This is a genomic window from Streptomyces ureilyticus (assembly GCF_011045025.1).
GTDB lineage: Bacteria > Actinomycetota > Actinomycetes > Streptomycetales > Streptomycetaceae > Streptomyces > Streptomyces ureilyticus.
Genome location: NZ_JAAKZX010000115.1, coordinates 23,768 through 30,679, shown reverse-complemented (window position 1 = coordinate 30,679; position 6,912 = coordinate 23,768). Strand labels below are relative to the sequence as shown.

The window sequence follows — 6,912 nt, the reverse complement described above, 5'->3', positions numbered from 1 at the left end:
CGGGAGCGACGAGCCATGGCCGGTGGACTCCCCGGCATCGGTGCGGTCGAGGAGCAGCAGGCGACCGTGCCAGGGGCGCCCCCTACGACCACCTCCTCCTTGGTACGTCCCTCCCGTGGCTGCTCCCCCACCTCGTGCACGACGCCGAGGCGTGGAACGCCGCGTTGTGCCGTGGGGAGCGTGGGGAGCGGTGGGCGCGGTTCGGGGAGGATCTGCGGCGGCGGGCCGATCTGGAGCACTGGTCGGCGTTTCCGGCGTCGTTCGACGCGCTGGCCTCGCTCGTCGCTGAGGTGGGGGCAGGGCCCGAGGCGCCCGCGACGGTGTGCGTGCTGTCCGGGGACGTGCACCATGCGTACATCGCCGAACCCTCGTGGCCCAAGGGCGCCTCCGGGCCCGACGCGCGGGTGCTGCAACTGACCTGCTCCCCCGTCCACAACTCCATCCCGATGTCCATCAAACTCGGCTTTCACTTCGGCTGGAGCAGAGTGGGCCGAGCCCTCGGCCGCCGCTTCGCCGGACACGGCGGCGTCCCGAAGCCGCCGATCGACTGGCGCAGAACGGGCGGCCCCTGGTTCGGGAACCAGCTGATGACGCTGACCCTGCGCGGCCGCTCGGCCCGCCTGCGGCTCGACCAGGCGCGGGCGGAGAAGGGCGGCGGCGCCCGGCTGCGGACGGTCGTCGAGTCCGAGCTCACCCCATAACTCATCCTCGGCGAACGTTGCCCGTGTTTCGCTTCTGTTGCCCCTGATGCTCGTGAGGCATCCCACACCGGGCGTCGATGATCCGCTCCAGGGCTCGGCTCACGTGCCGTACGACGGCATGATGATGCGGACCGTCCGCTTCCAGTGGGCGGTTTGCCGCATAGCGCCTCAGATGCCCGGGAGTCACACTTTTGTCTGCAGCGACCGCGGAACCGCCGGCGAGCACCGGGCCCGCAGAGGTCTCCGTCGCCTTGGTCGGAGCCGGCCCGCGCGGTACCAGCGTCCTGGAGCGCCTCTGTGCCTCCGCGCCCGAGCTCCTGGCGCCCGGCGCGCGTCTGACGGTTCACGTCGTGGACCCCTCGCCGCCCGGTCCGGGGCGCGTCTGGCGGACCGGCCAGCCGGCCGAGCTGCTGATGAACACCGTGTCCTCCCAGGTGACCCTCTTCACCGACGACAGCGTGGACTGCTCGGGCCCCATCCGCCCGGGCCCGAGCCTGCACGACTGGGCCGGCGGCGAGCTGGACCCGGACGAGTACCCGACCCGCGCCCAGTACGGCCACTACCTGGAGTGGGTCTTCGCCGAAGTCGTGCGCGGGGCACCCCCGTCGGTCCGCGTCGAGACGCACCAGGCCCGTGCGATACGGCTCGACGACGCACCCGACGGCCACCAGCGACTCGTACTCGACAACGGCCGCATCCTGCACGACCTCACCGCCGTGGTCCTCGCCCAGGGCCACCTGCCGACGGTCGCGGACCGGACCCAGCAGCGCCTCGCCGAGTACGCCGACCGCCACGGCCTGCGCCACATCCCGCCCGCCAACCCGGCCGACGTCGACCTCTCCCCGCTCGCCTCCGGCGAACCCGTCCTGCTGCGCGGCCTGGGCCTCAACTTCTTCGACCACATGGCCCTGTTGACGACGGGCCGCGGCGGCCGTTTCCTCCGGGCGCCGCAAGGCGGCCTGCGTTACGTCCCGTCGGGCCGTGAGCCGCGCCTGTACGCGGGTTCCCGGCGCGGCGTCCCGTACCAGGCCCGCGGCGACAACGCGAAGGGCCCGTACGGCCGTCACCTCCCGCTCGTCCTCACTCCGGACGTCATCTCCGCCTTCCGCAAGCGCGCGGACTCGGGTGACGCGCCCGACTTCCTCGCGGAGATATGGCCGTTGGTCGCGAAGGAGGTCGAAACGGTCTACTACGAGGCGCTGTTGGGGCGGGGCGAGACTTCGGCATGGGGCGAGGCGGCGACCGTACGGGACTTCCGTGAGCGTTTTCTCGCCATTCCCCACCGCGACCCCCAAGAGCCCCTCCTCCTCGACGAGTTCGGCATCGCGGAGCCCGACCGCTGGTCCTGGGACCGCATTTCGCGCCCGTACGCGGGACAGGCCTTCAACGACCCGCAGGGCTTCCGGAGTTGGCTGCTCGGATATCTGCGCGAGGACGCCGAGCAGGCGGCGCTCGGCAATGTCGACGGCCCCCTCAAGGCGGCCCTCGACGTGCTGCGCGACCTGCGCAACGAGGTGCGGCTGATCGTCGACCACGGCGGGCTCGCGGGCGCCTCACGGCGGGAACACCTGGACCGCTGGTACACGCCGCTCAACGCGTTCCTGTCGATCGGGCCGCCCCGGCGTCGCATCGAGGAGATGATCGCGCTCATCGAGGCGGGCGTCCTGGAGGTGCTCGGCCCGCGTCTGGAGGTGCGGGAAGAGGACGGGGCGTGGGTGGCGCACTCCCCTGACGTGCCCGGCTCGACGGTCCGGACGACCACCCTCGTCGAGGCACGGCTGCCGGAACCGGAACTGCGGCGCACCGCCGACGACTTGCTCGCCCGGCTGCTGAAGACGGGGCAGTGCCGGCCGCACACGGCGGACGGTTACGAAACCGGAGGACTGGACGTAACACCGCGCCCGTACCGTCTGATCGACCGCGGAGGCCAGCCGCATCCGCGGCGGTTCGCGCTCGGCGTGCCCACGGAGGGCGTGCACTGGGTGACCGCGGCGGGAGTCAGGCCGGGCGTGGACTCGGTCACACTCTCGGATGCGGACGCAGTGGCGCGGGCGGTGCTGCGGGCTGTCTCAACTGCGGCGACGCCGGAAGACGCGGCCGAAATCCGACCGAAAGTTGAACTTGCAACAATCGATTAGGCTAGCCTACCGTCGATCACTCGCTCGGTTTACGTCCCCAACAGCGGTCCCCCCCAAAACCGCACCAGACCGAAGGAGTTCCCCACCATGACCGGACGCTTAAACAGCGCCCAGCCGTACGCCATCGGCCTGTTCCGCATCGTCATCGGTCTGCTCTTCACCTGCCACGGCGTCATGTCGCTCTTCGGCGAGTTCGGCGGCGCCGACGGCAAGGGCGGCACCGTAGAGCCGACCACCTGGCCGAACGGATACGCGGCCGTCATCGAGCTCGTAGGCGGCAGCCTGGTCCTGCTCGGCCTCGGCACCCGGTTCGCGGCGTTCATCGCCTCGGGCGCCATGGCCTACGCGTACTTCAAGGTCCACCAGCCGCAGGCGCTCTTCCCGATCGAGAACCAGGGTGAAGGCGCGGCCATGTTCTGCTGGTCGATGTTCCTGCTGGTCTTCACCGGCTCGGGCGCGCTCGGCCTCGACCGGCTCTTCTCGCGGCGCACCTCGTCATCCACGACGAGCAGCCGAACCTCGGAGCCCGTCGCGGCCTGACGCCCGAACCGGCGTACCGCAGCAGGCAGTACCGCAGCACGCAAGGCGTACGAAAACGGCGCCCGCCCCTGTCGCACCGGGGGCGGGCGCCGTCGTCGTATCAGGCGGCCCGTCCCAACGGCACCGTGGCGACCGGGTGAACGTGGTGTAGCGATCAAACGCGCCCCCTGTGGATCTCCTCTCCGACCCCGCGCGTACGCTGTATCGCTGTCACAAGCCGCTCCTGCCGCTCCCCCGCGACATCGCGGCTCTCGGCACGGTTCGGGCTTACGGGGGAGACACAGGGGAGTTCGGGTGCTTGAGAGTGTGGGACTGCTGACGGGCAGTCCATGGATCTATGCCGTGGTGGCCTTGTCCGTGCTGTTCGACGTGTTCGTGCCGGTGCTGCCGAGCGGGGTCCTCGTCATCGCGGCGGCGACGGCGGCCGCGGCCGGCTCCGGCGCGGCGACCGGGCACGTACCGGACCTCCTGCCGCTGACCCTCACCGCGGCCACCGCCTCGGTCCTCGGCGACCTGATCGCGTACCGCCTTGCCCGGCGCGGCGGCGAGCGCCTGGACCGGGCCCTCGCCCGCTCCCGCCGCCTCACCGGCGCGCAGGAACGTCTCGGCGCGGCCCTCGCACGCGGCGGTGGCGCCCTGGTCGTCGTCGCCCGCTTCGCGCCCGCGGGCCGCTCACTCGTCTCACTCGGCGCGGGCGCCGCCCAGCGCCGCGTCCGCGAGTTCCTGCCCTGGTCGATCCTCGCGGCCCTGGCCTGGGCCGCGTACAGCGTCGCCCTCGGCTACTTCGGCGGCCATCTGCTGGGCACGACATGGCTCGCCACGGGCGTTTCGCTGCTCGCGCTGTTCGGCGCGGGCGCGGGGGCGGCGTATCTGATACGGCGGCCGGTGGCGGAGACGGGCACGGGCGTCTGAGGAGACGGGCACGGGCGTCTGAGACGTCCGCGGCCGGCCCCTGCGGGCTGCGTACGGGGCTCGTCCGGGTGCGTACGGGGCCCGTTCAGGGTGCGTACGGGCTGCGTACGGAGTCAGCCGGCCCGGCGCGCGGCCGTCTGACCCCGGACCTCGAGCCCGTCCAGCAGCTCGGCCGTCGCCTCCGCGATCGCGTCGACCGCCCGGTCGAACACCTCACGGTTGTGAGCGGCCGGGGCCCGGAACCCGGACACCTTGCGGACGTACTGAAGAGCGGCAGCCCGGATGTCGTCCTCGGTGGCCTCTTCGGGGAGCACGGGCGGGCGGAGAGTCTTGATGCTTCGGCACATGGGTCCAGTTTCGCGCGTGACCGGGGGTTGTGGGGGCCGGTAGCGGCAGTACGCCTCTGGATGCGTACCGCCGCTACCGGCCCGAGTCGCTCAGCCCTCGGCGATCTCGCGGACCTCGACCGTGAGCGTGAACTCCGGCGGGTGGATCTCGAGGAAGCGCTTGGCCCACTCCAGGGCCTCGGCCTTGTCCTTGCACTGGGCGATGGAGTAGCCCCCGATCACTTCCTTGGTCTCGGTGAACGGGCCGTCGACCTGGCTGAACTTGCCGCCGGACCAGGTGATCCGGGTGCCCTCGGAGGTCGGGTGGAGGCCGGCGGTGTCCAGCATGACCCCGGCCTTGGTGATCTCCTCGAGCAGCGCGCCCATCCGCTCATCGAAGTCCGGGCCCAGCCCTCCGGCGGGCACGTCGTTCTCCTCAATACGAACCAGCGTCATGAAACGCGGCATGGTGACTCCTCGGTCGTCTTGGCGACGAGTACGGGGCTTCTCCCCGCCTCTCACCTCTGCGTCGAGCGGGCGACGGCCGAATCGACAGCTGCCCGGAGAAACTTTTTCCGAAGCCCACGCGACGTGACGCACAGCAGCCACAACCACAGCCAAAGCAGTCCCGCCCACTATCCACGATCTTCTGAATCCAGGGTTTGCTGTACTTTCGTCAATGTGCTGAACGTTGCTCTTGCTTCCGACATCGAGGTGCTGGCCCGCTTCGGCCGCGCGCTCGCCGACCCGATCCGCTGCCGCCTCCTGCTGGCGCTGCGCGATGCTCCCGCCTACCCGTCCGAGCTCGCCGACACCCTCGGCATCTCCCGTACGCGCCTGTCGAACCATCTGACCTGCCTGCGCGACTGCGGACTGGTCGTCGCCGTCCCCGAAGGCCGCCGTTCCCGCTACGAACTCGCCGACGAACGTCTCGGCCACGCACTCGACGACCTGCGCACCGCCGTCGTCGCCGTGGAGACCGACCGCACCTGCCCCGACGCAGAGGCGAAGGACTGCTGCTGAGATGACCGCGATATCCCTCAGCCCGACCCCGGACCGCCGCGACGCGCTGGCGAAGCGCATACGGTTCCTGGTCGCGGCGACGATCATCTACAACGTGATCGAGGCGGTCGCCGCCCTCACCGCCGGCACCCTCGCTTCCTCCACCGCGTTGATCGGTTTCGGCCTCGACTCGGTCATCGAGGTCTCTTCCGCGGCCGCCGTCGCCTGGCAGTTCTCCGCCCGCGACCACGCCCTGCGCGAAGCGCGGGAGCGGACGACCCTGCGGATCATCGCCGTCTCCTTCTTCGTCCTCGCTCTCTACGTCACCGTCGACGCCGTCCGCGCACTGGTCGGCACCGGCGAGGCGGAACGCTCCATCCCCGGCATCGTGATCGCCGCCCTGTCCCTGGCCGTCATGCCCTTCCTGTCCGCCGCCCAGCGCCGTGCGGGCCGCGAACTGGGCTCCGCCAGCGCGGTCGCCGACTCCAAGCAGACCTTGCTGTGCACCTACCTCTCCGCCGTCCTCCTGCTCGGCCTGGTCCTCAACGCCACGCTCGGCTGGTCCTGGGCCGACCCGATCGCCGCCCTCGTCATCGCCGGCATCGCGGTCAGGGAAGGACGCGACGCCTGGCGGGGCAAGGGCTGCTGCGCTGCCCCCGCCACCGCGGCGGTGCGCCACGCCGAGGCCACCAACACCGACGCCGACGCGGACACGTGCGGCTGCGGGCCCGGCAAAGCCTGCTGCTCCTGACGACGGAATCGGCCCTTCGCCAACCGGTAAGCCGTCGTCAACCGGCGAGGATGCCGTCGATCTGACCGACCGCCTCCCGCAGACCCTCGACCATTCCCATGTTCACCAACTCCTCCATCTGTTCCCGGGAGTCGAAGGTCGAGCGCATCTCCATCCGGGTGCCGTCGGCGCGCTCGGTGAGCCTCACCCGCATGTTGGTGGTCGGCTGGTCGGGGATCGGCTTGCCTTCCTGGTCGGCGAAGCCGTCGGTGAACTCCAGGGACGTAGGCGAGTCGACCGAGGTGACGCGCCACCAGCCGCGGTGTCTCTCGCCCTCCGGGCTGGTCATGAAGTAGCCGACGTCCCCGCCGGGGCTCAGGTCGTGCTGCTCCACGGTCGCCGGATAGGTCGGCGGCCCCCACCAGCGCTCCAGCTGCCGCGGGTCGGCCCACAGCTGCCACACCCGCTCCACGGGTGCGGAGAAGTCGGCGATCAGGGTGAGGGTCAGGTGGTCGAGGTCCTTGTCCACGCTGATGACGGTCATCTGTCGGGTCCTTCCGTGG

The 6,912-nt window shown here is 71.1% G+C and carries 8 protein-coding genes and 1 pseudogene; 6 read left to right on the top strand and 3 right to left on the bottom strand.

The window, feature by feature from the left end; translation table 11 throughout:
* From G6048_RS29585 to G6048_RS29570, 4 genes and pseudogenes are all read left to right on the top strand, one after another.
* A pseudogene (locus G6048_RS29585) lies at positions 1 to 701 on the top strand (alkaline phosphatase D family protein); the annotation flags it as partial.
* 191 nt (positions 702 to 892) lie between these two features.
* The gene (locus G6048_RS29580) at positions 893 to 2,839 is read left to right on the top strand and encodes an FAD/NAD(P)-binding protein (RefSeq protein ID WP_165342658.1); all 1,947 of its coding nucleotides are present in this window, start codon (positions 893 to 895) and stop codon (positions 2,837 to 2,839) included.
* An 87-nt stretch (positions 2,840 to 2,926) separates the two neighbouring features.
* Positions 2,927 to 3,379, top strand: a complete 453-nt coding sequence (locus tag G6048_RS29575) for a DoxX family protein (protein WP_165342657.1) — start codon at positions 2,927 to 2,929, stop codon at positions 3,377 to 3,379.
* A gap of 294 nt (positions 3,380 to 3,673) precedes the next feature.
* Positions 3,674 to 4,291 (top strand): DedA family protein, encoded by a 618-nt coding sequence (locus G6048_RS29570; protein WP_165342656.1) that lies wholly within the window; start codon positions 3,674 to 3,676, stop codon positions 4,289 to 4,291.
* Between the two features lie 113 nt (positions 4,292 to 4,404).
* On the opposite strand, the gene G6048_RS29565 is transcribed toward G6048_RS29570, so the two are convergent.
* A complete protein-coding gene (locus G6048_RS29565) occupies positions 4,405 to 4,638 on the bottom strand; it encodes a DUF2277 domain-containing protein (protein ID WP_165342655.1) in 234 nt (77 codons plus the stop codon).
* Positions 4,639 to 4,728: 90 nt separating this feature from the next.
* Positions 4,729 to 5,085, bottom strand: coding sequence for a YciI family protein (locus tag G6048_RS29560; RefSeq protein WP_165342654.1), 357 nt, complete (start codon positions 5,083 to 5,085; stop codon positions 4,729 to 4,731).
* A gap of 216 nt (positions 5,086 to 5,301) precedes the next feature.
* Between G6048_RS29560 and G6048_RS29555 the strand changes: the two genes are divergently transcribed.
* Complete coding sequence (locus tag G6048_RS29555; protein ID WP_165342662.1) at positions 5,302 to 5,640, top strand: ArsR/SmtB family transcription factor; 339 nt, start codon at positions 5,302 to 5,304, stop codon at positions 5,638 to 5,640.
* A 1-nt stretch (position 5,641) separates the two neighbouring features.
* On the top strand, positions 5,642 to 6,370 hold the full coding sequence (locus tag G6048_RS29550; RefSeq protein ID WP_165342653.1) for a cation diffusion facilitator family transporter: 729 nt from the start codon (positions 5,642 to 5,644) through the stop codon (positions 6,368 to 6,370).
* Positions 6,371 to 6,407: 37 nt separating this feature from the next.
* Here G6048_RS29550 and G6048_RS29545 read toward each other — a convergent pair whose 3' ends face one another.
* Entirely contained in the window at positions 6,408 to 6,893 is a 486-nt protein-coding gene (locus tag G6048_RS29545; RefSeq protein ID WP_165342652.1) for an SRPBCC family protein, read from the bottom strand.
* Between the last annotated feature and the right edge of the window lie 19 nt (positions 6,894 to 6,912).

Bases quoted from the DNA above. Each gene is read 5' to 3' on its own strand.
- G6048_RS29575 (WP_165342657.1), top strand. From the start codon at position 2,927: ATGACCGGACGCTTAAACAGCGCCCAGCCGTACGCCATCGGCCTGTTC.
- G6048_RS29565 (WP_165342655.1), bottom strand. From the start codon at position 4,638: ATGTGCCGAAGCATCAAGACTCTCCGCCCGCCCGTGCTCCCCGAAGAG.
- G6048_RS29560 (WP_165342654.1), bottom strand. From the start codon at position 5,085: ATGCCGCGTTTCATGACGCTGGTTCGTATTGAGGAGAACGACGTGCCC.
- G6048_RS29550 (WP_165342653.1), top strand. From the start codon at position 5,642: ATGACCGCGATATCCCTCAGCCCGACCCCGGACCGCCGCGACGCGCTG.
- G6048_RS29545 (WP_165342652.1), bottom strand. From the start codon at position 6,893: ATGACCGTCATCAGCGTGGACAAGGACCTCGACCACCTGACCCTCACC.